Origin of the sequence: Bosea sp. ANAM02 (assembly GCF_011764485.1) — a bacterium.
Classification (GTDB): domain Bacteria; phylum Pseudomonadota; class Alphaproteobacteria; order Rhizobiales; family Beijerinckiaceae; genus Allobosea.
This window is the reverse complement of the sequence record NZ_AP022848.1, coordinates 3161553-3182806: the sequence shown is the minus strand read 5'-3', so window position 1 is coordinate 3182806 and position 21254 is coordinate 3161553. Positions and strand designations below refer to the sequence as shown.

Below are 21254 nucleotides of genomic sequence, written 5' to 3'. Positions count from 1 at the left end.
AAAGCCGGCTATCCCGCGCGATCTGTTCCGGTTTTCGCGAGGATGAAGGCCGGATAGAGGCCGGCGAGGATGATCAGCACCGCCGCCAGCGCGCCATCCTCGAAGACGCCGCGCGACGCGTGGCCGTAGACCACGGTCGCCAGCGTGTCGATGTTCAGGGGGCGCAGCAGCAACGTCGCCGGCAATTCCTTGAGGCAGTCGACGAAGACGAGCAACGCCGCCGCCGCGATGGCTGGGCGCGCCAGCGGCCAATGGATTCGCCTGAGCACCTCCGGGCCGGCGGCACCGAGGGCGCGCGCGGCATCGTCGATCCGCGGCGAGACGCGCGACAATCCGCTCTCCACGCCGGAAACGCCGATGGCGAGGAAGCGTACGGTATAGGCGATGACCAGCGCCGCGCCGGAACCGATCAGGATCAGGCCGGGCTTGAGGCCGAACAGGGCGGATGCGGCATCGGCGAGCAGGTTGTCGAAGGCGGCGATCGGGATGAGCAGGCCGAGCGCCAGTACGGTGCCGGGCACGGCGTAGCCGAGGCTGGCGATGCGGGCGAGCGGCTTCAGCCAGGTCTCGCGGCCGGTGCGGCCGGCGGTCGCGATCGCGAGCCCCAGCGCCACCACCAGCACCGCGGCGAGGCCGGACAGCAGGAGCGCATTGCCGAGCAGGCGCAGCAGTGCCGTGTCGACCTGCGCCAACAGGCCCCGCCGCAGGATCTCGGTGACGAGGTAGCCGATCGGCAGGGCGGCACCGAAGAGTACGGGCAGCGCGCAGGCGAGGGCGGCCAGGACGGCGCTGCGCCCCTGCAGCGGCCGGCGCGTCACCGGCCGCGGCTGGCGCACCGGCAGGGCGAAGCGCCTCTGCCCGCGCAGCTTCCTTTCGACGAGGATCAGGGCGAAGACGATCAGCAGCATGACGCAGGCGATCTGGGCCGCGCCAGGTAGCGAGCCGCGATTGACCCAGGTCGTGTAGATCGAGAGCGTCAGGGATCTCACGCCGAGATATTCGGTGGCACCGATATCGTTGAGCGTCTCCAGCAGGACGAGCGTCAGGCCGGCGGCGAGAGCCGGGCGCGCGAGCGGCAGGCCGATGTACCAGAACAGCCGGCCGGGAGCGGCGCCGAGATTGCGCGCGGCTTCGACGATACTGGCGCCCTGCACGCTGAAGAGCGCGCGGGTGCTGAGATAGACGTAAGGATAGAGCACGATCGCCATGATCGCGATCGCGCCCGGCAGGTTGCGCGGATCGGGAAACCAGTAGTCGCGCAGCGAGCGCCAGCCGGTCGCGGCGCGCAACGCGCTCTGGAGCGGCCCCTGAAAGCCGAGGAACTCGACATAGATATAGGCGGTCAGATAGGTCGGCAGCGCCAGTGGCAGCACGAGCAGCCATTCCAGCGAGCGCCGCCCGGGGAAATCATATTGCGTCACCAGCCAGGCGGTGCCGACGCCGATGACGGCGCAGGCGATGCCGACGCCGGCGAGCAGCAGGCTCGTCTGGGCGAGGGCCGTCGGCAGGACGTTCGCCGCGAGATGCGGCCAGATCTCGGCGGCCTGCCGCGAGGAGAAGGCCGTCGCGACGAGCGCAAGCAGCGGCAGCAGCACGAGCGCCGCGCCGGCCATGGCGGCATAGGCGAAACGCGTCGACGGCCGCCACGCGAATGGCGACCGTCGTGCAGTGCCGAGCTGGTGACTCAGGCTCAATTGTCGAAGCCGACCTTGTCGACGAGGTTGGCCGCGGCCTTGCGCTGCTTGGCGACTTCGGACAGCGTCAGCTTGTCCGGCGTGACCGCGCCGAGCAGCTTGACGGCGGCGGAGTCGGTCACCGTGGCGTTGACGGGGAACTCGAAATTGCCGTTCGCGTAGAGCGCCTGGGCCTTGTCGCCGAGCATGTACTCGACCAGCTTGACGGCGTTCGCCTTGTTCGGGGCGTTCTTGGCGAGCGCCGCGGCCGAAACGTTCACATGGGTGCCGCCGCCGGCGAAGGTGGTCTTGAGCGGCTTGATCGCGTCGAACCAGCCCTTCTGCTCGTTCTTCGCCTGGCTCATCAGCCCGATATAGTAGGTGTTGATGATGGCGATGTCGCAGAGCCCGGACTGGATGTCGCGGGCGACGTCGCGGTCGCCGCCGCCGGGCTTGCGGGCCGCATTGGCGCGCAGGGCCTTGAGCCAGGCCTCGGTCTTCTCGGCGCCGTGATGGGCGAGATAGGCCGCGAACAGCGCGTTGTTGTACGGGTGCTGGCCGGCGCGGATGCAGAACTTGCCCTTCCACTTGGGATCGGCGAGGTCCTCATAGCTGATCGCGTCCTGCTTGATGCGCTCCTTGGAGACGACGACGACGCGGGCGCGCTTGGTCAGGGTGACCCAGTTGTTGTCGGGGCGAAGCTGCGCCGGGACGGTCTTGTCGACGACGTCCGACTTGATCGGCTGGGTGATGCCGGCATCGACCGCGGCGTTGATCTCGCCGACATCGACCATCAGCATGATGTCGGCCGGGCTGTTGGCGCCCTCGGCCTTGATGCGCTCCTGCAGGCCGTCCTTCAGGAAGACCGCGTTGACCTTGATGCCGGTGTCCTTGGTGAAGGCTTCCAGTACCGGGTTGAGCAGCGCCGGCTCGCGGGTGGTGTAGAGGTTCACATCCTGCGCGAAGGCCGGGGCGGCCAGAAGGCAGGAGGACAGCGCCAGGGCGTGGAGATGGGTCTTTGCGATCATTCTTCTGCTCCGTCGTGGGCGCGATCAGCGCGATGGGCGAGCGATAGAACGCCGTCTGCGGAGCGTCAATGAAGTATTCCTTTGATATCAATGTCTTATAGGAATTCTAGTTTTCCTCTTATTTCGACGAGTTCTAATAAACCGGACATTGCCTTGGAAAGACGAAGGGATTTCGGACACGCCCCGGTCGTACGTCTTTCTGATGGGACGACCTGTCGCGGGCGAAGCCGGAGGTTTCCCGTCAATCACGGGGGCTATGCCAGCGCCCACGATGTCTCGGACGCGAACCCGGGAGCCATGAACACGACGCTTCCCGTCATGGTCGGGCCTGTCCCGACCATCCACGTCTTCGCTGGTCGGGCTCGGGGTTCAAGACATGGATGCTCGCCACAAGGGCGAGCATGACGGGCAGGATCGGCCCGAGTAGATACCGAGAGCGGCCTACCGTGAGGGCAATGTGAGCGGGATTAGGCGCACCGGCTCGCGCGTGGTCGGCTCGACCGTTCCGCGCAGCACGGCGTCGCTGGCGACGGTATCGTCCCGGAGCTGAGCTTCGCGGACCCGCATCTGGCGCCGGACGCTGCGGGCCTGGGCTTCCATACGGGAAATGCCGACCTGCTGATCGATCTGCCGGCGCTGCGCCTTGCTGAGCTCCGACGCCGTGCGGAAATCGCGGAAGTCGCGCCGGCTATAGGGCCAGCTCGTGCTGCCGGCGAAGGTCGAGACCTTGCCGTCGAGCACGACGCTGTCGCCCGGCCGCAAGGTGATGTCGCGCAGCAGGGAGACCCGCCGCTCGCCAGCCTGGACGATGGCCGGGCGACAGGCCGGATCGGCCGCCGTCTCGTGGCTGAAGGCCATCGGCAGGGCGCCATAGCGCTTGCCGTCGGCGGCGACGGCATCGGCGATGCTGGTCGCGCCGGCGGCCATCCTGAAGACCTTGACCGGAACGCCCGGGTTCATCGCCGTGCAGAGTGCTTCATGGGCCTTCATGTCACTGGACGAGCGGACATAGCCGATCGGGGCGTGGAAGCCGTCGCAGAGACGTACGCAGAAGGTCTGGGCGCGGTCCGCGGCGCCGGTGACCGCATCGAGCGAGGCAGCGGCCGTGCCGGCAGGCCTGCGCTTCCGGTCGGCGCTCTTGTGAGGCGATTTCCGAAAGGGGTTGAGCTCGATCGGCGGGTGGGCGATGCGACCGTCCGGCCGGACCTGCATCAGCGGCAGGCGCCAGCCATTGCCGGCCGGAGCATAGGCATTGGCCTGCGGGGCATGACGGGCCGAGCTATAGGTCGGGTTCTGCACGCGCGTCCGTTCGCGGCGCGCGGCTTCCTGGATCAGGAACTCGCGCGCACTGCCCTCGCTCTCGGCCTGGACCATCGACGCTGTCAGAACCATGCCGCCGGAGCCGAGTGCGACCCCGAGCGCGGCAAGCGCCAGCAGGCGCGCCCTCGGGTTGCGCCGCATCATCTTCGCCTTGCCGGGAACGGCAGCCACACCATCGCCGTCGCGGGCGAAAACCCGCGCCGGGACTTCACGGACACGCAACATCGCGTCACTCCAAACTACGCTTGTCCACCGTCCGCCGCCATTCGGGGTGTAGTTTACTTTTCGTTAAGCTTCAACGCCTCCGGGCGCTGTCCCCCCCGGAAACGGAAGGCATGCTTAACGGCAGCGAGGACCGCAGATTCGGTTCAGAGGACGGAGATCAGGACGCCGAGCCACATGCAGAACAGCGCGATGATGCCGATGCCGTAGACCGCGCCGCGCAACGGCAATGCGTTGGGGCCGACATGGATGAAGGTGTGGATGACGCGGGTGGCGACATAGAGCCAGGCGAGGAGCGCCATGGCGTAGCCGGTCGCGCCCGTCTCCATCGCGATCATCACGACCGCGAAGAAGATCACCGGCGTTTCGAACTGATTGGTGAAGTTCGCGGCGGCCAGCCGTGCCGGAACCGGATAGCGCTCGGTCGAGACCGCCACCTCGTCCGGACGAACGGCGCCGCTGGTGAAGGCGGCCTTGCGGCGCAGGGCCATGATGACGCCGACCACGAAGATCCAGAAGATCATCGCCAGCGTCGGATAGATCAGCTTGAGAGTCATGGTTGCGCGTCGCCTCGTGTCGCACCGGCCCGGATGAGCCGGGCCAGTGCTGCACAATGCTCGCGCCGACTCAAGAGCGGGTCGGGTAGTTCGGGCTCTCGCGCACGATGGTCACGTCATGGACATGGCTCTCGCGCAGGCCGGCGCTGGTGATGCGGATGAAGCGGGCCTTGTTGCGGTAGTCCTCGAGGTCCTTGCCGCCGACATAGCCCATCGCGGCGCGCAGGCCACCGGCGAGCTGGTGCAGCACGTTCGAGACCGGGCCCTTGTAGGCGACCTGGCCCTCGATGCCCTCCGGTACGAGCTTCAGCGAATCCTTGATGTCCTGCTGGAAATAGCGATCGGCCGAGCCGCGCGCCATCGCGCCGACCGAGCCCATGCCGCGATAGGCCTTGTAGGAGCGGCCCTGGTACAGGAAGGTCTCGCCGGGGGTCTCGTCGGTGCCGGCCAGCAGCGAGCCGACCATGGCGCAGGAGGCGCCGGCGGCGAGTGCCTTGGCGAGATCGCCCGAATACTTGATGCCGCCATCGGCGATGACCGGCACGCCGGCCTTCCTGCCGGCCGAGGCCGCATCCATGATCGCGGTGAGCTGCGGCACGCCGACGCCCGCGACGATGCGGGTGGTGCAGATCGAACCCGGGCCGATACCGACCTTGATGGCGTCGGCGCCGGCATCGATCAGGGCCTGCGCGCCGCCGGCGGTGGCGATGTTGCCGGCGATGACCTGGACCGAATTGGACAGCTTCTTCACCCGGCTGACCGCATCCAGCACCTTGGCCGAGTGGCCGTGAGCGGTGTCGACGACGATCAGGTCGACGCCGGCATCGATCAGCATTTCCGAACGCTCGAAGCCCTGGTCGCCGGTCGTGGTCGCAGCCGCGGCGAGAAGGCGGCCATGCGCGTCCTTGGCGGCGTTCGGGTGGGCGACCTGCTTCTCCATGTCCTTGACGGTGATCAGGCCGATGCAGCGATAGTGATCGTCGACGACGAGCAGCTTCTCGATGCGGAACTGGTGGAGCAGGCGGCGCGCTTCGTCGGGGCTGACACCCTCGCGCACCGTGATCAGGCGCTCCTTGGTCATCAGCTCCGAGACGGGTTGCGCCGGATTGGCGGCGAAGCGCACGTCGCGATTGGTCAGGATGCCGACGAGCTTGCCGTTATGGCCCTGCGGGCCGCGCTCCACGACCGGGATGCCGGAAATGCCGTTGTTCTTCATCAGCGCCAGCGCGTCGGCCAGCGTCTCGTCCGGATGGATGGTAATCGGGTTGGCGATCATCCCCGATTCGAATTTCTTGACGAGGCGGACCTGGGCGGCCTGCTGGTCGGCATCGAGATTGCGGTGGATGACGCCGAGGCCGCCGGACTGCGCCATCGCGATCGCCATGCGCGCTTCGGTCACCGTATCCATCGCCGAGGCGATGATCGGCAGGTTCAGCGAGATCGTCCTGGTGAGCCTGGTGCGGATGTCGACATCCGCCGGCATGACCTCGGACGGGCCGGGCTCGAGCAGCACGTCGTCGAAGGTGAAACCGTCGCGAATCAGACCGTCGAGGGAAAGCGTCATCGTCAACTCCGACGCCGGACAAGGCCGGCTTTTCAAAGAGGGCAGGGCGACAGGCCCGGTGCCGAGTTGACGAGGCCCGTTAGCATGGGCGCGGCGGCACCGCTAGTGCTCGGGGAGGGATTCTTTTGCAGTGCGGAAACGGCGCCCGCGCATGGCGATGCCGTTTCCACAGCATCGTCGGCGTCAGCGGGTGCTGCGAGCCGCAGCCGGCGCGTTCGGCGTAAAGCCGAAGCAGGCGATCCGGGCGATGTTCCGGTCGCCGGCATCGGCCATGCGCTGGCACGTCTGCAGGCGCTGGCACATATCGTAGCGCATGGCCTCGCCGGCGCTTTGCGGTATCGACTTGAACTGGCAGCCGGCCTGCCAGCTCATCATGTCGGCTGCGCTGGCGGCGGGAGCCCAGCTCAGGCTGGCCGCAAGGGCGAGGCCTGCCACGGTGAGGCCCGGCGAGAGGCGGCGGGTGGCTTCGAAAACAGGTGAAATATCGATCATGGCGCTTCTCCGAAGAGTGAACGGCGCGCGCCCCTCGCGACGGCCCGGTGCGACCGGACACTGCAGAAATGGGGAGCTGTCGCGGCCAAAGGAGTGAGGTCAGCGCATGGCGGCCTTGTGCCTGCTGCCGGGGCATAATCCAGGTGCATGGCGGAAGCGCGCCGGCAGCGTGCGGGAGCCGGGTTTTCACTCTCGTCACTCGCTTCACATCGCATTAATAGCCGAGCTTATGATTTCAGCCGCGCCTAATTCGACGGGCGCGGAAGGTCCGCAGTCTCAGGATCCCAGGACTTGCAGCGCTCCAAACTCCTTCCCTTGATCGTCGCCTGCGCGCTGTTCATGGAGAACACCGACTCGACGGTGATCGCGACCTCGCTGCCGGTGATCGCGAAATCGCTGGGCGAGGACCCGATCGCGCTGAAGCTGGCGCTGACCTCCTATCTCGTCAGCCTCGCCGTCTTCATCCCGATTTCCGGCTGGATGGCCGACCGCTTCGGGGCGCGCACGATCTTCCGCTCGGCGCTCTGCGTCTTCATGCTGGGCTCGCTGCTCTGCGCGGTATCGAATTCGCTCGGTGCCTTCGTCGGCGCGCGCTTCGTCCAGGGCATGGGCGGGGCGATGATGGTGCCGGTCGGGCGCCTCGTCATCCTGCGCAGCGTCAGCAAGTCCGAGATCGTCGGCGCGCTCGCCTATCTGACGATCCCCGCACTGGTCGGGCCTGTGGTCGGGCCGCCGCTCGGCGGCTTCATCACCACGTATTTCGACTGGCGCTGGATCTTCCTGATCAACATCCCGATCGGCCTGGTCGGTATAGTGCTGGCGAGCCTGTTCTTCGAGGATATCCGCGAGGAGGATGTGCCGCCCCTCGACATCCGCGGCTTCCTGCTCTCCGCCTTCGGTTTCGCCAGCCTGATGCTCGGGCTCAATACGGGCGGGCGGCATCTCGTGCCGGAGGCGGTCTCCTATGCCTGCGTGCTGGGTGGAGCGGCGGCGCTTGTCGCCTACTGGTTCCATGCCCGGCGCGTGCCCTATCCCGTGCTCAACCTGTCGCTGTTCCGCATCCCGACCTTCCGGATCGGCGTCATCGGCGGCTCGATCTTCCGGACCGGCATCGGCGCGATTCCCTTCCTCTTGCCCTTGATGCTCCAGCTCGGCTTCGGGCTCGATGCGCTGCAATCCGGCCTGATCACCTTCGTCTCGGCGGCGGGCGCGCTGCTGATGAAGACGCTGGCGAAGACGATCCTGGCGCGCTTCGGCTTCCGACGGGTTCTCGTCGTCAACTCGGTGGTCGGTGCGGCCTTCCTGGCGGCTTCCGGCCTGTTCACACCGACGACGCCGCACGCGATCATGCTGTCGGTGCTCCTGGTCGGCGGCTGCTTCCGCTCGCTGCAATTCACCGGCATCAATGCGCTGAGCTATGCCGATGTCTCCAATCGCGAGATGTCGAGCGCGACCTCGATGTCCAGCGTCGCCCAGCAGCTCTCGCTCAGCATGGGCGTGACGATCGGCGCTTTCGCATTGGAAGGCGCCAATCTGCTGCATGGCGGCAAGACATTGGGCGCCGGTGATTTCTGGCCGGCCTTCCTGATCGTCGGGCTGATCTCGGCCTCGTCCTCGCTGTGGATGATGCGGTTGGCACCGGATGCCGGCGCCGAGGTCTCCGGCCATGTCCCGATCAGCGCGCGCAAGGTCACTGCCGAGGCGATCGCCGAGCAGAAGCCGCTCGACTAGCTTGCCAGGAAGCGCGAGTTGCCGCAGGGTCAGGTGATGCAAGCCGAGCCCGCGCCCTCGCACGAGACGCGCTACACGCTCTGCGTCGGCAACGGCGTGGGCAGGCTGAAGCTGGCCGAGGTCGAGTTGACGCTCGGTGACGAAGGGATCGCCTACGAGCTCGACGGCCGCTCGGGCCTCAGGCCCTTCGCGAATCTCGCGAGCGTGAGGCTGCAGGCGGTCCATGGCGGGCCGCGATCTCCTTGGGAGGCGCTGGCCGAACTGGCATTCTCATCCGGCCGGCCGCTCTTCGTCCATTCCAGCAGCCCCTGGGGTGCGGACGATCCGGAGCGTGACACGGTCTTCATCGCCTTCATCGAGGATCTGCATCGCCGGCTCGTCGCGGGTGGGCACGACCATGTCGCCTTCCGGCGCGGCATTCCGGAGAGGCGCTATCGCTTCCTGATCGCGGTGGCGCTGATTGCTGCCGTGGTCTTCGGCGGCGCCGGATTGCTCGTGCTCTACATCGCGCTCAGCGGAAAGGCCGGGTTCTTCGAAGTGGCCGGGCCGCTGATCGGGGTCTGCGGCTTCGGCCTCTGGATCTGGAACTCCGTCACCCGGAGCAGGCCGGGAACCTATGACCCGCGCCATCTGCCGCGCGACGTCTTTCCGGAGTGACGGCGACCTAGAACCCGCAGGCGAGGCATTCGCTGCCATCGACCGTGCGATACTCCGCCTTCCAGTAATGCGGGTCGTTCAGCGCGGCGTAGGTGACGCCAGGCGGGGCCGGATAGCGCTTCCTGAAAGGACGGGCGAGCTGAACGAAGAGCCGGCAACCCGGCGGCCAGTCGCCGACGCTCAGGATGGGATTCCCCCGCGCGATCTCGGCGTCGAGGATCGCCTGGAGCGCCGGGACCATGCGCGGAACGGGCTGCGTCATGGCCTCTCGGGCGCCGCTCAGGCGGCGTCGCTTTCCGGCCGCTGCTGCCGGCGATAGCCGGTCGCCAGCACGTAAAGCTCGGAGGAATCGGCGCGGCTCGCCGCCGGCTTGACGTTGCGCACCGTGGTGAAATCGCGCTTCAGCCCGGTCAGGAGCTCGGCGCTGTCGCCGCCCTGGAACAGTTTTGCGAGGAAGAAGCCGCCCGGCGCCAGCACGCTATGGGCGAATTCGACCGCGGCTTCGGCCAGCGCGATGATCTTGAGATGGTCGGTCTTCTTGTGGCCGGTGGTGTTGGCGGCCATGTCCGACATCACGCCGTCGGCGCGGCCGCCGAGACGCTCGGTCAGCAGGGCCGGCGCCTCCTCGGCCATGAAGTCGAGCTGGATCAGGTCGACGCCGGGGATCGGGTCCACGGCCAGCAGGTCGATGCCGACGATATGGCCCTTGCCCTGCTCCAGCCCGATGCGCTTGGCGGCGATCTGGCACCAGCCGCCCGGCGCACAGCCGAGATCGACCAGGCGCTGCCCGGGTTTCAGAAACTTGTAGCGGTCGTCCATCTCCTCGAGCTTGAAGGCCGCTCGTGAGCGATAGCCCATCTCCCGGGCCCGCTTCACATAGGGGTCGTTGAGCTGGCGCTCGAGCCAGAGCTGCGAGGAGTGCTTGAGCTTGCCGGCCTTTTTGACCTTGACGCGCATGTCGCGCGCACCGGCAGGCTTGCCGCCGCCGCCTGCTTTGCCGCCGGATTGTCCGCTGCTCATCGCCTCAAAAGCCTATTTCCGCCGCCACCAGGCGCGGTCCTCATGCATCATGCGCAGCAGGATGCCCTCGCGCAGGCCGCGATCGGCGATGCGGACGCGCTCGCTCGGGAACGCGCGGCGGATCGCCTCGAAGATCGCGCAGCCGGCCAGCACCAGATCGGCGCGTTCGCGGCCGATGCAGGCATTCGCCGCCCGGGCGGCATAGTCCATCTCGATCAGGCGGTCGATCACCGCGAGGATATCGCGCTGATGCATCCACAGCCCGTCGACCTCGCGCCGGTCATAGCGCGGCAGGTCGAGATGGATGCCGGCGACCGTCGTCACCGTGCCCGAAGTTCCGAGCAGGTGGAAGCTGCGGGCGCTGTTGGCCCCCGCGGCCTTCCTGGCGAAGGGGGCGAGCGCCTGCGCGCAATCCTCGACCATCTTCTCGAACAGCTCGCGGCTCACCTCGATGCCGCCATAGCGTTCCGCGACCGTGACGACGCCGATCGGCAGCGAGGCCCATTCGCGGATGCGGGCGGCGGGATCCCGCGCCTCGCTGCGGCCGCCGAGCCAGACGATCTCGGTCGAACCGCCGCCGATATCGAAGACGATGACGCTTTCCGCCGCCGGATCGGCCAGCGCCGCGCAGCCGGAGACCGCGAGGGCCGCCTCGGTGCGCTGGTCGATGACCTCCAGCGAGAGCTCCGCCTCGGCCGCGACGCGGCGGATGAAGTCGAGCCCGTTGGTGGCGGCGCGACAGGCTTCGGTCGTGACGAGGCGGGCGCGGGTGACGCCGCGATTCGCCATTTTGCCGCGACAGATCTTCAGCGCCTCGACGGCGCGGTCCATCGCGGCCTCTCCGAGGCGGCTGCTCGCGCCCAGGCCCTCGCCGAGGCGCACGATGCGGGAGAAGGCGTCGACGACGCGAAAGCCGTGCTGCGCCGGACGGGCGATCAGCAGGCGGCAGTTATTGGTGCCGAGATCGAGAGCGGCGTAGGTCGCGGGGGGCGGCCGGTTGGCGGCAGGCTGCGCGAAGCTCTTGAAGGACGTACCAACCGGAATGGCGCCGTTCCGTTGCGGATCGGCGTCATGTCTCTGCGGTCGCGCTGCAGGCGCGACTTCCCGTTGTTGCCGGTCCTCGACCGCCACCGATCCAATCCCTTGACCTGTCCGATCGCTTGGGCCGGACAGGGGCCGCGACATAGCGGCTCTGCTTCGTGATGAAGCTAACTACAGGGCGCGCGACATGCCAAGCAGAACCTTGCCGGGCCGGAAACTTGGCGGGCATCCGCACGAGACGCGCTTGCGCGGGGACCGGCTGATCGGCCAGTCTCCGCCGAACCAAGGGACCGGGGCAGGAAACCGACATGGCCGCCAGACATATCCTCGCCATCGACCAGGGTACGACCTCCTCGCGGGCGATTCTGTTCGATGCGTCGCTCGGCGTCGTGGCCAGCGCCCAGCGCGAGTTTCCGCAGCATTTCCCGGCCTCGGGCTGGGTCGAGCACGAGCCGGAGGATATCTGGGACAGCGTGCTCGCGACCGCACGCGAGGCCATCGCCGAGGGCGGCCTGACCGCTTCGGACATCGCCGGCATCGGCATCACCAACCAGCGCGAGACGACGCTGATCTGGGATCGCCGGACCGGTCGCGCGATCCACCGCGCCATCGTCTGGCAGGACCGGCGCACGGCGAAGGCCTGTGCGAATCTCGTCGCGGCCGGCCATGAGGAGCTTGTCGCGGAGCGGACCGGCCTGCGCATCGATCCCTATTTCTCGGCCACCAAGATCGCCTGGCTGCTCGACAACGTGCCGGGAGCGCGACGCCGGGCGGAAGCGGGCGAACTCGCCTTCGGCACGATCGACTGTTTCCTGCTCTGGCGCCTGACCGGCGGGGCCGTGCACGCGACCGACGCGACCAATGCCGCGCGCACCATGCTGTTCGATATCGGCCGCGGCGTCTGGGATTCCGACCTGCTCGACCTGTTCGGCATCCCGGCCGCGCTGCTTCCGCAGGTTCGCGACTGCGCGGCGCATTTCGGCGATACCATACCGGAGCTGCTCGGCGCGGCGATCCCGGTGCGCGGCATCGCAGGCGACCAACAGGCGGCGACGATCGGGCAGGCCTGCTTCTCGCCGGGCATGGTGAAATCGACCTATGGAACCGGCTGCTTCGCTTTGCTCAATACCGGCGACACGCCGGTGCGCTCGAAGCATCGCCTGCTCAGCACGGTCGCCTATCAGCTCGGCGGCAAGCGCACATATGCGCTGGAGGGCTCGATCTTCATCGCGGGCGCGGCGGTGCAATGGCTCCGCGACGGGCTCGGCATCATCGAAAAGGCGAGCGAGACCGGGCCGCTGGCGGAGGCCGCCGACCCCGAGCAGGACGTTTATCTGGTGCCGGCCTTCGTGGGCCTGGGCGCGCCGCATTGGGACGCCCATGCGCGCGGGGCCCTGTTCGGCCTGACCCGCAATTCCGGGCCGCGCGAATTCGCACGCGCCGCGCTGGAAAGCGTCTGCTACCAGACGCTCGATCTCGTCGAGGCGATGCGGGCCGACTGGCCGGAAGCCGGGGCGGGCAAGCAGTCGGTGCTGCGGGTCGATGGCGGCATGGTCGCCTCCGACTGGACGATGCAGCGCCTCGCCGACATTCTCGACCTGCCAGTCGACCGGCCGACCGTGCTGGAGACGACGGCGCTCGGCGCCGCCTATCTCGCCGGGCTCGATGCCGGCCTGCTGCCGGAGCCCGATCGCTTTGCCGATCTCTGGCGGCTGGAGCGGCGCTTCTCGCCGGCCATGGCGGCGAGCGAGCGTCGACGCAAGGTCGCGGGCTGGCGCGACAGCGTAAAGCGGACGCTGAGCGTAAAATGAGATGACACTGCGCCCTTGATCTCGGCACGGAGCGCCGGCCGTCAGCCCGGATGCACCGAAGCGGTCGCCTGCAATGGCGAGCCGGAATCCATGCGTCAGCCGCCGCCTTCGCCTCGCGCGAGCCGGCAGGGAGGATCGTGTCGACCGCGGCGGCAAGCGTCGATCTGCACAAAACCTGCACGAAAATCCTGAGTTTCTGCCGATCCCGGCGATCCCCGCTGCAAACGGCCGGCGCATCGATGATGCATGGCGGACATCATCGCTCCAGCACTCTTCTCGTCGAGACTGCCGCGCCGGCTCATGCGTGACGGCTGGTGGTTGGACGCGACGATGGCGCCCGCCTGTGCCGAAATCCTCGCCTTCCCGATACGGCCTCCGGCCGCGGCCGAAGGCGTCGCCAGCCGAGACGAGCGCCCATGTCAGCCTATGCATCGGACAACCCTGCCGCCCTCCATCCCGGAAAGCGGCCACCGCTAGGATCGCTTGCCCTTCAACTGACAGGCGCTGCTGCGCTCGTCGCGCTCGCCGATTTCCTGCTCTATGACCGCGCGGTGGGTCTGTCGCTGGCGCTGTTCCTGCTGGCGCTCGCCGCGGCTTCCGCCTGCCTCAACCGGGTGCGCGCCGGCTCGATACGGCGCATGGGCGCCTTCCTGCTGCTCGGGGCCGGGCTGCTCCCGATCCTCGAGGATGTCGGCCCGCTTTCGATCCTGATCGCGCTGACGGCGACGGCCGTCTTCGCGAGGATGCTGAGCGACGCGAGGGCGCTCTCATGGCAGGAGCATCTGCGCGCCGCGCTGGGCCTTCCCCTGTCCGGCCCTTTCAAGCTGCTCGGCGATCTCGTTCGTGCGCAGTGCGCCTCGCTGCGCGGTAGAAAGGGGGAGGGCATCATCGGGCTCGCATTGGGCTGGACTATTCCGCTCGGTCTCTGCGGCGTCTTCGCCGCCCTGTTCGTCTCGGCCAATCCGCTGCTGGAACGCTGGCTGAACCGCCTCGATCCCCTCGTGATGCTGGAGCAGCTCCTCTCCTGGCGCGCCATGTTCTGGGCCGCGATCCTCTGCCTGATCTGGCCGCTTGTCCGCATGCGCTCATTGCGCCGCAAGCGCCGCGCGGCGGCCGGGAGCGGGGCGCCGCTCGGCCCGCAGGAACTGCTCGGCGATCGCACGGTGCGCCGCTCGCTGATCCTGTTCAACGGCCTCTTCGCCATCCAGACGGCGATGGACATCGCCTATCTCTGGGGCGGCGCGGCCCTGCCGGCCGGGATGAGCCATGCGGCTTACGCCCATCGCGGCGCCTATCCGCTGATCGTGACCGCGCTTCTCGCGGCCGCCTTCGTGATCATGGCGGTGCGCCCGGACGGCGCGGCGGCGCGCGACAGGCTGGTCCGGCCGCTGGTCCTCGCCTGGGTCGGCCAGAACGTCATGCTGGTCATGTCGGCGCTGCTGCGGCTCGATCTCTATGTCGCGGCCTATTCGCTGACCTCGCTCAGGCTCGCCGCCTTCGTCTGGATGCTGCTGGTCGCGATCGGCCTCGTCCTGATACTCGTGCAGATCCTGACGCGGCGGAGCGTCGGCTGGCTCGTTTCGGCGAATGCCCTGGCGCTCGCGCTGACGCTCTATGGCTACAGCTTCGTCGACACCGCCGTCGTGATCGCCAACTACAATATCCGGCACTCTTTCCAGATGCGTGGTGTGGGCCAGTCGCTCGATGCCGAATATCTGTTCCGCCTCGGGCCTGGCGTGATTCCAGCCATCGATCGCTACGCGCCACGGATCGCGGCTGCTGGCCATGTCTCGCCGCATTCATCCTGGGCGAGCGCTTCGACCTGGGCGACGTTTCGGCGCGAGCGCATGGCAGCGAAGCATCATCGGATTCATGCCGACTGGCGCGCCTGGAGCTTTCGCGGATGGCGGCTGTCGCGATATTTGGCTAACACGGCTGAAGCGCCATTCAAGGCGAATCCGGCCGCGCCGGCGGGCAATTCCTGAGGCAGACGGCATGGCGCCCCGCATTCTCGTGGTCGATGACGACAGCCACATCCGGGACGTGATCTGCTTCGCGCTCGAAAAGGCGGGGATGAGCACGGTCACGGCGCGCGACGGCGTGCAGGCGCTCGACGCCTTCCGGCGCCAGCCGGCGGAACTGGTCATCCTCGATATCGGCATGCCGGAAATGGATGGGCTGGAGGTCTGCCGGCAGATCAGGCGCTCCTCCGAGGTGCCAATCCTGTTCCTTTCGGCGCGCGACGACGAGATCGACCGGGTGCTCGGGCTGGAGATCGGTGGCGACGACTATGTCACCAAGCCCTTCAGCCCGCGCGAGCTGGTCGCGCGCGTCAACGTCATCCTCAAGCGTGTCCGGCAAGGTCAGTGCAGGGAGAGCGAGGTGGAGGCGCTGCTGTCCTGGGGCGACCTCAGTCTCGATACCGGCGCCCATGCCGCCCGCTTCACGGCGCAGGAGCTTTCGCTGACCGCGATCGAGTTCGCGATCCTGCGTGCGCTGATCGCGAGGCCGCGGCAGGTCTTCAGCCGCGAGCAGATCCTCGACCATGCCTATGGCGGGGCGGTCCATGTCGCGGACCGGACGATCGATAGCCATATCCGCAACATCCGCGCGAAGCTCGCCAAAGCCGGCTGCGACAGCGCGATCGAGACGGTGCATGGCGTGGGCTTCCGGCTGGGGCGATGCGAGGCTCCGGCGTGACCGCGCAGGACGCGGCACCTGTCCGGGTCAAGGCCAAATGGCGGCCGAGCCTGAGCCTGATGGTCTTCATGATGCTGACGGCGGTGCTGGCGCTGCCCTTCGTCGGCCTGTTCTTCTTCCGGATCTACGAGAACCAGCTCGTGCATCAGGCGGAATCGGAGCTGATCGCGCAGAGCGCGGCCCTGGCCGCTACGATCCAGCAGGATATGCGAACCCATCTGCCGGAGCGGACGTCGCTGGGCATGCAGGTTCCGCCGGAAACCGGGCGGTATGGCAGCGAAGAACTCACTCCGCTGCTGCCATCGCTCGATCTGGCGCGGGACCGGCTGCTGCCGCGCCGTCCGGAGGCACAGGCCGCAACCGTTCCGGCGAGCGAGGCCTATCGCGCCGCCGGCGCGCGGATCGAGCCGCTTCTCGTCGCGACGCAGAAGGTGACGCTGGCCGGCTTCCGCCTGCTCGATCCGCAGGGCGTCGTCATCGCCGGGCGCGGCGAGCTCGGCCAGTCGCTCGCCCATGTCGAGGAGGTGGCTGAGGCACTGAAGGGGCGCTTCGCCGCGATGCTGCGCCTGCGCGTCTCCAAGAACGAGCCGCCGCCGATCTACTCGCTGAGCCGCGGCACCGGCGTGCGGGTGTTCACGGCAATGCCGGTCGTGCTCTATGGGCGCGTCGCCGCCGTGCTCTATGCCTCGCGCACGCCGAGCAACGTCTTCCGCCATCTCTACGAGGAGAAGGGCAAGGTCGCTGCTGCCGGTCTCTCCGTCGCGGTGCTGACCCTGCTGATCGGGCTCGCTTTCCACCGCACGATCACGCGGCCGGTCAAGGAGTTGATCGCCCGCACGGATGCGATCGGGAAGGGCGATCGCAAAGCGTTACGGCCGCTCGACCACCACGGCACCGCCGAATTCGCGATGCTCTCGCAGAGTTTCCTCGACATGGCCGCTGCCCTCGCCAACCGCTCCGATTTCGTCGCGACCTTCGCCGCCCATGTCTCGCACGAACTGAAATCGCCGCTGACCTCGATCGAGGGCGCCGCCGAGCTGTTGCGCGACGATGTCGACAGCCGTGCGATGACCGATGCCGAGCGCCGACGCTTCCTCGACAACATCGCCGCCGACGCCAAACGACTGACCGTGATCACCAACCGCCTGCGCGAGCTTGCACGCGCCGAAGGGCCGCCGACCGGTGGCGATATTGCCGTTGGGTCGGCCATCGAGGCGTTGCGGTCGGTCGTCTCCGGGCTTGCGATCGAGGCTCGCGGTGAGCTGGGGAGCCCGGTCGCGATCTCGCTGGAGAACCTGCGGATCGTGCTGGCGCATCTGGCGGATAATGCGCTTCAGAATGGGGCCGGCCGGCTCGCGATCGACGTGTCACGGGAAGGCGGAGCGCTCCGCCTCGACATCCGCGATGACGGGCCGGGCATATCGCCAAACAATCGGGCGCAGGTTTTCGACAGCTTCTTCACGACGCGGCGCGACAGTGGTGGTACCGGCATGGGGCTCGCCATCGTGCAGGCGATGCTGACCGCGCATGGCGGTTCGATCACGCTGGTCGAGAGCGAGCGCGGCGCGCATTTCGCGGTGTTGCTGCCGCTGGCTTAGAGCATCGGCCCGAAAAGTGAAACGCGGTTTTCGGACAAAGCCGATGCAAAATCAAAGGCCTGGAGCATCAGGACAGGCGCCGGTCGAGCGTATCAGCGATCCGCTCTACGAGCGCGGCATGGTCCGCCAGCAGATCCTGAAGCGGCCCTATTGGGCGGAAGGCGCGCGAATCCTGCGCTTCCTCGCCCTCGGTCTCCCAGGCCGCGATCGCCGCGTCGGCGGCCATCAACCAGGCTTCGAGGGATGCGCCATCGGCAGCCGCGCCCGCTTCCAGCGCCAGCCGCTCCGCGATCCGGCGGCGAACGTTGTCGCGGGCCGCGCGAAGCCCATCGAGTTCATCGGTGTAGCGCATGGCAGTGTGCCGGCGGCTCAGTGCACGGTGGCGAGGTCGTCGTCGTCCGGGTCGATCAGCCGGTCTAGGCCGAGTTGCTCGACGCCGTCGGTGAATTCGGCGAAGGCGTCGGCATCGGTGGCGAAGGCGTCCTGCCAGACGGTCGAGCCGCCTTCCTCGTCGATGAGCTCGAGCGTCCAGCCGTCGGTACCTTCGATCTTGTAGATCTCGACCCGCACGGTCAGGCCGTCATGGGTGAAGCTCTGCGACAGGGGGGAGCGGATGATGTCGGGGAAATCGGTCATCGCCGCACTCTAGCAGCTTCATCGCGAGGGCGCAGCCGTTGCCGGCCGCGCCCCTGTCATTCACTCGGGGGCGGTTGCCGGGGCCGGTTCCGCCGGGCGCAGGCGCCGGACGAGGCGCACGACGCCGACATAGAGCAGCGGCACGAAGAACACGCCGATCACGGTCGCGGCGATCATGCCGCCCATGACGCCGATGCCGATCGCGTTCTGGCTGCCCGAGCCCGCGCCGGTCGCAACCGCGAGCGGCGTCACGCCGAGCACGAAGGCAAGCGAGGTCATCAGGATCGGCCGCAGGCGCTGTCGCGCCGCTTCCAGCGTCGCTTCGACCAGGCCCTTGCCCTGGGCTTCCTGCTCGATCGCGAACTCGACGATCAGGATCGCGTTCTTGGCTGCCAGGCCGATCGTCGTCAGCAGGCCGACCTTGAAATAGACGTCGTTGGTCTGGCCGAAGATGGTCGCTGCGAGCAGGGCGCCGAAGATGCCGATCGGCACCGAGAGCATGACCGCGAAGGGAATCGCCCAGCTCTCGTAGAGCGCCGCGAGGCAGAGGAAGACGACCAGCATCGAGAGGGCGTAGAGCGCCACCGCCTGGCTGCCGGACAGGCGCTCCTGGAAGGAGAGGCCGGTCCATTCGTGGCCGAATCCGGTCGGCAACTGCCCCACCAGCCGGTCGATCTCCTCCATCGCCGCACCGGAGCTGACGCCTGCCGCCGCGGCGCCCTGCATCTGGACAGCCGCCGCGCCGTTATAGCGCTCCAGCCGCGGCGAGCCGTAGGTCCAGCGACCCGAGGAGAAGGCCGAGAACGGCACCATCTCGCCGCCCTGGTTGCGGACATACCAGCGCCCGATATCGCCGGGCTGCATGCGGAAGGGCGCATCGGCCTGAACATAGACCGATTTCACCCGGCCGCGGTCGATGAAGTCATTGACATAGGCCGAGCCCCAGGCGGTCGACAGCGTGTTGTTGATCGCCGCCAGCGGCAGGGTCAGGGCGCTCGCCTTCTCCTGGTCGATCTCGACCGCGTATTGCGGCGTATCTTCCTGCCCGTTCGGGCGCGTGCCGGTGAGCTGCCTGCTCTGCGCGGCGAGGCCGAGGAGCTGGTTGCGGACCTCCATCAGGCGGGAATGGCCGGCGCCGGCGATGTCCTGCAGGTAGAAATCGAAGCCCGCCGTGTTGCCGAAGCCCTGGATCGCCGGCGGGGCCAGCGCGTAGACCGTGCCGTCCTTGATCGAGCGGAAGGCGCCCATGGCACGTCCGGCGATGGCCTGGGCCGTCGCCTGCTTGCCGTTGCGCTCGGCGAAGGGCTTCAGGCGCACGAAGGCGAGGCCGACATTCTGGCCCTGGCCGCCGAAGCCGAAGCCGGCGACGGTCAGCACGCCCTCGACGAGGTCCTTCTCCTTTTCGAGATAGTGCTTCTGCACCTGGTCGAGGACGCGCAGCGTCCGGTCCTGCGTGGCACCGACGGGCAACTGCACGCTGGTCAGCAGGATGCCCTGGTCCTCGTCGGGCAGGAAGGAGGAGGGCATGCGGGCGAAGAGCCAGGCCATGCCGCCGCTGATCAGCAGGAAGACGAGCAGGAAGCGCAGCGGACGCGCGACCATCGCCGCGACGCCGGAGCGGTAGCCGTTGGTGGTGCGCTCGAAATTGCGGTTGAACCAGCCGAAGAAGCCCTTGCGCTCGCCGTGGTGAGCCACCGGCTTCAGCAGTGTCGCGCAAAGGGCCGGCGTCAGCACCAGCGCGACGACCACCGAAAGCGCCATCGCGGTCACGATCGTCACCGAGAACTGCCGGTAGATCACGCCGACCGAACCGCCGAAGAAGGCCATCGGCACGAACACGGCCGAGAGCACGGTGGCGATGCCGACCAGCGCGCCGGTGATCTCATTCATCGACTTGATCGTGGCTTCTTTGGGCGAGAGCTTCTCCTCCTGCATGACGCGCTCGACATTCTCGACCACGACGATGGCGTCGTCGACGAGCAGGCCGATGGCGAGCACCATCGCGAACATCGTCAGCGTGTTGATCGAATAGCCGGCGAGCGCCAGCACCCCGAAGGTGCCGAGCAGCACGACCGGCACGGCCAGCATCGGGATGAAGGTCGCGCGCAGGTTCTGCAGGAAGACGTACATCACGATGAAGACGAGGATGATCGCCTCGAACAGCGTGTGCACGACCTTCTCGATCGAGAGCGTCACGAAGGGCGTGGTGTCGTAGGGGTAGGTGACCTCGACGCCCTCGGGCAGCGTCTGCTTCAGGCGCTCGATCGTGGCGGTCACCGCCTTGGCGGTGTCGATCGCGTTGGCGCCGGTCGCGAGGCTGATGGCGAGGCCGGTCGTCGGCTGGCCGTTATAGCGCGAGACCGTGTCGTAGCTCTTGGCGCCGAGCTCGACGCGCGCGACGTCGTTCAGCCGGACGATCGAGCCCGAGGAGCCGCTCTTGAGGATGATGTTCTCGAATTGCGAGACGGTCTGCAGGCGCGAGAGCGCGGTCACGGTGGCGTTGAGCTGCTGGCCGGAGACCTGCGGCAGGCCGCCGAGCTGGCCGGCCGAGACTTGCGTGTTCTGCGCCTCGATCGCCGCGGCGATGTCGGCGGGCATCAACGCGTATTTGCGCAGCTTGTCCGGGTCGAGCCAGATCCGCATGGCGTAGCCGGCGCCGAAGAGCTGGGTCGTGCCGACGCCCTCGACGCGCTTCAGCGTGTCGTTGAGGGTCGAATCGACATAGTCGGCAAGGTCGGTGGTCGACATCCGCCCGTCCTTCGAGACGAAGGCGACGACCATCAGGAAGCCGGTGGAGGCCTTGGCGACCGAGATGCCGGTGCTCTGCACCACCGAGGGCAATTGCCGGGTGACGAGCTGCAGCTTGTTCTGCACCTGCATCTGGGCGACGTCGGGATCGGCCTGGCTGTTGAAGGTCAGGGTGATCTGGGCGTTGCCGGTCGAGGTCGAGGTCGCCGTCATATACTGCAGGTTGTCGAGGCCGGTCATGCCCTGCTCGATGACCTTGGTCACTGAGTTCTCGACGGTCTGCGCGTCGGCACCGGGATAATTGGCGCTGATCTGCACGGTCGTCGGCGCGATCTGCGGATATTGCGAGATCGGCAGCGTGCGGAGCGCCAGCAGGCCGGCCAGCATGATGACGATGGCGACGACCCAGGCGAAGATCGGCCGTTCGATGAAGAAGCGCGACATGGCTTAGAGGCT

Annotated in this window: 18 protein-coding genes; 6 read left to right on the top strand and 12 right to left on the bottom strand. The window is 67.8% G+C overall.

Annotated features, from left to right (window positions below):
- Window positions 1–8: 8 nt before the first annotated feature.
- The 6 genes from OCUBac02_RS15235 to OCUBac02_RS15210 all read right to left on the bottom strand — a co-directional run bounded on the left by OCUBac02_RS15235 (window position 9) and on the right by OCUBac02_RS15210 (window position 6856).
- Window positions 9–1694 (bottom strand): ABC transporter permease, encoded by a 1686-nt coding sequence (locus tag OCUBac02_RS15235; protein WP_244638952.1) that lies wholly within the window; start codon window positions 1692–1694, stop codon window positions 9–11.
- Window positions 1691–2701: an extracellular solute-binding protein gene (locus OCUBac02_RS15230; protein ID WP_173046759.1), complete on the bottom strand. Its 1011-nt coding sequence runs from the start codon at window positions 2699–2701 to the stop codon at window positions 1691–1693. The genes OCUBac02_RS15235 and OCUBac02_RS15230 overlap by 4 nt, the downstream gene beginning before the upstream one ends.
- Window positions 2702–3142: 441 nt before the next feature.
- Window positions 3143–4246, bottom strand: a complete 1104-nt coding sequence (locus OCUBac02_RS15225; protein ID WP_047575020.1) for a DUF2865 domain-containing protein — start codon at window positions 4244–4246, stop codon at window positions 3143–3145.
- A 143-nt stretch (window positions 4247–4389) separates the two neighbouring features.
- A complete protein-coding gene (locus OCUBac02_RS15220) occupies window positions 4390–4800 on the bottom strand; it encodes an MAPEG family protein (RefSeq protein WP_173046757.1) in 411 nt (136 codons plus the stop codon).
- Between the two features lie 70 nt (window positions 4801–4870).
- Window positions 4871–6364, bottom strand: a complete 1494-nt coding sequence (gene guaB / locus OCUBac02_RS15215) for an IMP dehydrogenase (protein ID WP_173046755.1) — start codon at window positions 6362–6364, stop codon at window positions 4871–4873.
- A 183-nt stretch (window positions 6365–6547) separates the two neighbouring features.
- Window positions 6548–6856 (bottom strand): hypothetical protein, encoded by a 309-nt coding sequence (locus OCUBac02_RS15210; RefSeq protein ID WP_173046753.1) that lies wholly within the window; start codon window positions 6854–6856, stop codon window positions 6548–6550.
- Between the two features lie 291 nt (window positions 6857–7147).
- Between OCUBac02_RS15210 and OCUBac02_RS15205 the strand changes: the two genes are divergently transcribed.
- Together OCUBac02_RS15205 and OCUBac02_RS15200 are read left to right on the top strand one after the other, a co-directional pair.
- On the top strand, window positions 7148–8587 hold the full coding sequence (locus tag OCUBac02_RS15205) for a DHA2 family efflux MFS transporter permease subunit (protein WP_173046751.1): 1440 nt from the start codon (window positions 7148–7150) through the stop codon (window positions 8585–8587).
- Window positions 8588–8623: 36 nt separating this feature from the next.
- Window positions 8624–9244, top strand: a complete 621-nt coding sequence (locus tag OCUBac02_RS15200; RefSeq protein ID WP_173046749.1) for a hypothetical protein — start codon at window positions 8624–8626, stop codon at window positions 9242–9244.
- A gap of 7 nt (window positions 9245–9251) precedes the next feature.
- Here OCUBac02_RS15200 and OCUBac02_RS15195 read toward each other — a convergent pair whose 3' ends face one another.
- From OCUBac02_RS15195 to OCUBac02_RS15185, 3 genes are read right to left on the bottom strand one after another with little or no spacing between them, the layout of a single operon-like run.
- Window positions 9252–9506, bottom strand: a complete 255-nt coding sequence (locus OCUBac02_RS15195) for a hypothetical protein (RefSeq protein ID WP_173046747.1) — start codon at window positions 9504–9506, stop codon at window positions 9252–9254.
- Window positions 9507–9523: 17 nt separating this feature from the next.
- On the bottom strand, window positions 9524–10264 hold the full coding sequence (locus tag OCUBac02_RS15190; protein WP_052232528.1) for an RlmE family RNA methyltransferase: 741 nt from the start codon (window positions 10262–10264) through the stop codon (window positions 9524–9526).
- Window positions 10265–10276: 12 nt separating this feature from the next.
- Window positions 10277–11395: a Ppx/GppA phosphatase family protein gene (locus OCUBac02_RS15185; protein ID WP_465247725.1), complete on the bottom strand. Its 1119-nt coding sequence runs from the start codon at window positions 11393–11395 to the stop codon at window positions 10277–10279.
- A gap of 218 nt (window positions 11396–11613) precedes the next feature.
- Here OCUBac02_RS15185 and glpK point away from each other — a divergent pair, with 218 nt between their 5' ends.
- From glpK to OCUBac02_RS15165, 4 genes are all read left to right on the top strand, one after another.
- A complete protein-coding gene (gene glpK, locus OCUBac02_RS15180) occupies window positions 11614–13116 on the top strand; it encodes a glycerol kinase GlpK (RefSeq protein ID WP_173046743.1) in 1503 nt (500 codons plus the stop codon).
- Between the two features lie 416 nt (window positions 13117–13532).
- Window positions 13533–15101 carry a DUF4153 domain-containing protein gene (locus OCUBac02_RS15175; protein WP_173046741.1) on the top strand — a complete coding sequence of 523 codons (1569 nt, stop codon included), beginning with the start codon at window positions 13533–13535 and terminating at the stop codon, window positions 15099–15101.
- 10 nt (window positions 15102–15111) lie between these two features.
- Complete coding sequence (locus tag OCUBac02_RS15170; RefSeq protein WP_173046740.1) at window positions 15112–15816, top strand: response regulator transcription factor; 705 nt, start codon at window positions 15112–15114, stop codon at window positions 15814–15816.
- Window positions 15813–17414 carry a sensor histidine kinase gene (locus OCUBac02_RS15165; protein WP_348521633.1) on the top strand — a complete coding sequence of 534 codons (1602 nt, stop codon included), beginning with the start codon at window positions 15813–15815 and terminating at the stop codon, window positions 17412–17414. Before OCUBac02_RS15170 ends, OCUBac02_RS15165 begins: the two co-directional genes overlap by 4 nt.
- Before the next feature lie 67 nt (window positions 17415–17481).
- Here the strand turns inward: OCUBac02_RS15165 and OCUBac02_RS15160 are convergent, their stop codons facing one another.
- From OCUBac02_RS15160 to OCUBac02_RS15150, 3 genes are read right to left on the bottom strand one after another with little or no spacing between them, the layout of a single operon-like run.
- Window positions 17482–17766, bottom strand: a complete 285-nt coding sequence (locus OCUBac02_RS15160; protein ID WP_173046736.1) for a hypothetical protein — start codon at window positions 17764–17766, stop codon at window positions 17482–17484.
- A gap of 17 nt (window positions 17767–17783) precedes the next feature.
- The gene (locus OCUBac02_RS15155) at window positions 17784–18050 is read right to left on the bottom strand and encodes a hypothetical protein (protein ID WP_047580314.1); all 267 of its coding nucleotides are present in this window, start codon (window positions 18048–18050) and stop codon (window positions 17784–17786) included.
- Between the two features lie 60 nt (window positions 18051–18110).
- Window positions 18111–21242, bottom strand: a complete 3132-nt coding sequence (locus tag OCUBac02_RS15150; protein WP_173046734.1) for an efflux RND transporter permease subunit — start codon at window positions 21240–21242, stop codon at window positions 18111–18113.
- Window positions 21243–21254: the final 12 nt, after the last annotated feature.

Coding starts and splice junctions, on each gene's coding strand:
- OCUBac02_RS15220 (WP_173046757.1), bottom strand. CDS start 4,800: ATGACTCTCAAGCTGATCTATCCGACGCTGGCGATGATCTTCTGGATC.
- OCUBac02_RS15200 (WP_173046749.1), top strand. CDS start 8,624: ATGCAAGCCGAGCCCGCGCCCTCGCACGAGACGCGCTACACGCTCTGC.
- OCUBac02_RS15190 (WP_052232528.1), bottom strand. CDS start 10,264: ATGAGCAGCGGACAATCCGGCGGCAAAGCAGGCGGCGGCGGCAAGCCT.
- OCUBac02_RS15230 (WP_173046759.1), bottom strand. CDS start 2,701: ATGATCGCAAAGACCCATCTCCACGCCCTGGCGCTGTCCTCCTGCCTT.
- OCUBac02_RS15170 (WP_173046740.1), top strand. CDS start 15,112: ATGGCGCCCCGCATTCTCGTGGTCGATGACGACAGCCACATCCGGGAC.
- OCUBac02_RS15175 (WP_173046741.1), top strand. CDS start 13,533: ATGTCAGCCTATGCATCGGACAACCCTGCCGCCCTCCATCCCGGAAAG.
- guaB (WP_173046755.1), bottom strand. CDS start 6,364: ATGACGCTTTCCCTCGACGGTCTGATTCGCGACGGTTTCACCTTCGAC.
- glpK (WP_173046743.1), top strand. CDS start 11,614: ATGGCCGCCAGACATATCCTCGCCATCGACCAGGGTACGACCTCCTCG.
- OCUBac02_RS15225 (WP_047575020.1), bottom strand. CDS start 4,246: ATGTTGCGTGTCCGTGAAGTCCCGGCGCGGGTTTTCGCCCGCGACGGC.
- OCUBac02_RS15195 (WP_173046747.1), bottom strand. CDS start 9,506: ATGACGCAGCCCGTTCCGCGCATGGTCCCGGCGCTCCAGGCGATCCTC.
- OCUBac02_RS15150 (WP_173046734.1), bottom strand. CDS start 21,242: ATGTCGCGCTTCTTCATCGAACGGCCGATCTTCGCCTGGGTCGTCGCC.
- OCUBac02_RS15155 (WP_047580314.1), bottom strand. CDS start 18,050: ATGACCGATTTCCCCGACATCATCCGCTCCCCCCTGTCGCAGAGCTTC.
- OCUBac02_RS15160 (WP_173046736.1), bottom strand. CDS start 17,766: ATGCGCTACACCGATGAACTCGATGGGCTTCGCGCGGCCCGCGACAAC.
- OCUBac02_RS15210 (WP_173046753.1), bottom strand. CDS start 6,856: ATGATCGATATTTCACCTGTTTTCGAAGCCACCCGCCGCCTCTCGCCG.